Source organism: Leeuwenhoekiella sp. CH_XMU1409-2 (assembly GCF_037029365.1).
GTDB lineage: Bacteria > Bacteroidota > Bacteroidia > Flavobacteriales > Flavobacteriaceae > Leeuwenhoekiella > Leeuwenhoekiella blandensis.
Genome location: NZ_JAYMEI010000032.1, coordinates 1 through 2,159 on the forward strand (window position 1 = coordinate 1; position 2,159 = coordinate 2,159).

Genomic DNA, 2,159 nt, shown 5'->3' on the forward strand with positions numbered 1-2,159 from the left:
AGAGGAGGGGAACGCTTATATTTAATACTTATGCTTGCTAAAGAAAAACAGCGACCGGAACAGATGAGATGCTGAAATGATTCTGATAGTTATCGGGAGAAAAAGTGAGTTAGCCTGTTGTGAGATCTCTCCTATCGTCGAGATGACTAGGCGCATCTATACCCGAAGGGTTACACGAATCTAAAATTCCTAAGCAAGGGGGTCTTTTCTTTTGTTACTTTTCTTTGGACAAGCAAAGAAAAGTAAAGGACACGTTTAGAAGAACATAATATCAAAATCGACACTAGGAGATTTATGAGTTTCACGAAATAAAAATATCATAAGCAAAGAAAAAGAACAGGCAAGCACAGGATAAAGAACCTTAATTCTTCTCGTATTTTGTTTCCTTATCTATTGCCTATGAAACCCTTTAGCCTTGCTTTTCTTTTAGCTTTTGCTGTGTTTTCCTGTACCTCACGGGCGCAGGAACTTAAGATCACGAACGACCGTTTTTGGAATACCGTAGACGGCGAACCCATCTATTCGCAGGGTGGGGGCATTTTTCAGTTTCCTGATCCGCAAAGCGGAATTCCTAAATACTACTGGTATGGGGTGCATTATAAAGAAGCTGAAACCTACCGCAACGATCCGTCTAAAACCTTAGAGCGTAACCATTTTGAAGGGGTAACCTGTTACACTTCTACCGATCTGGTGAACTGGAAATTTGAGAAACACGTGCTTACCAAAGAAGCGGTGAACTATGAAGAACGCCCTACCTGGCTGGGGCGTATGGGCGTGGCCTATATCGAGGCACTTAAGCAGTATGCCCTATTGATCCAACACGGAAAAAATGTGATGATCGCCTTGGCTGATTCGCCTTTGGGGGATTTTAAAGAACATAGACATATTGATATGACCTCGCGTATTGGGACGCCCAATACAGGGGACCAAACCGTCTTTACAGATCCCGATACCGGAAAATCCTACCTCGTATATTCCTACGGGCGTGGGCGAAACAAGATCTATATTTCAGAGATCGGCGTGCGCGACGGCAAGGTAGATTTGCTTGAAGTGCACGAGATCTTTAGAGGTGCCAGCCGCGAGGGCAATTGTATGTTTAAATACAAGGGCAAGTACTATATGGCGGCTTCCAACATCTACGGTTGGGATGGTTCTTTTGCCTATTACCTCGTCGCCGATACTATCTTTGGTCCGTATAAACCCACTAATGAGATGCAGGTGATGCCGGGCAGCGAACAAGACTATGCGCACATCTCGCAAACCGGATTTTTTTATACTGTGCGCGGAAGCGAACAAGAAACCGTACTCTTTTGCGGAGACCGCTGGGCAGAGTTCGCCGGTAACGGACTCGGCTACAACCAGTGGGTGCCTTTGTCGTTTGATGGGGAAACACCGTATTTCAATTCGTTACACAGCTGGAAGCTCAACGAAGCCACCGGAACCTGGAGCGTCGCAGCCGATAACAATTACATCAAGAACCCGAGTTTTGAAGCCGACCGTCGCCACATTCCCAGTAACAACAAACCCGTGCAGGAACAGCTGTTGGGTTGGCATACCGAGATCCTGCAAGGGAATCCCATTTCCACCACCGATCCCGATTCACCTGTACTGAATCACTTCAACACCCAAAACGACCGCCAGCATGTGATCGGAGAAAAGAGTTTACACATCAGCGATCAAGTGCCTTTTGAACGCCGTATCACCCAAGAACTAAGCAGTACGCCCTATGTAAGTTTACCTGACGGAAAGTATCGCCTTTCCGCCACCGTCAAAAACACCACCGGATTTGAAGAACTAAACCTTTATGCCCAAAGCGGTACCCAAACGTTTGAAACTAGCTTCACCACCTCAAACCCCGAATGGACCAGCATCACCATAGATGAAGTTTCCGTAGTCAACGGTAAGCTTACTGTAGGTATTTATGCTAAAGGAGCTGCCGGTGCAACGGCTTGGGTTGATGATGTGCGTTTTGAGCTATTAGACTAGAGCTGATAGACGGGAGACAAAAGAGAATAGAATAAAGCGTAAAGACAGTGTTGAAATACGAAAGTACAAAGTAAGAAGTAAAAAATACGCTTCGCTCTGTCACTTCGAGTGATGCTTGAGCGCCGGAGCGCGAAAGGATTGTATCGAGAAGTCTCACTAGATGAGATGCTGAA

The 2,159-nt window shown here is 45.9% G+C and carries 1 protein-coding gene; it reads left to right on the forward strand.

The genetic code is table 11. The annotated features are described in order from the left end of the window. Positions 1–399 precede the first annotated feature (399 nt). Positions 400–1,986: a family 43 glycosylhydrolase gene (locus WA338_RS18705; protein WP_336094538.1), complete on the forward strand. Its 1,587-nt coding sequence runs from the start codon at positions 400–402 to the stop codon at positions 1,984–1,986. Positions 1,987–2,159 lie beyond the last annotated feature (173 nt).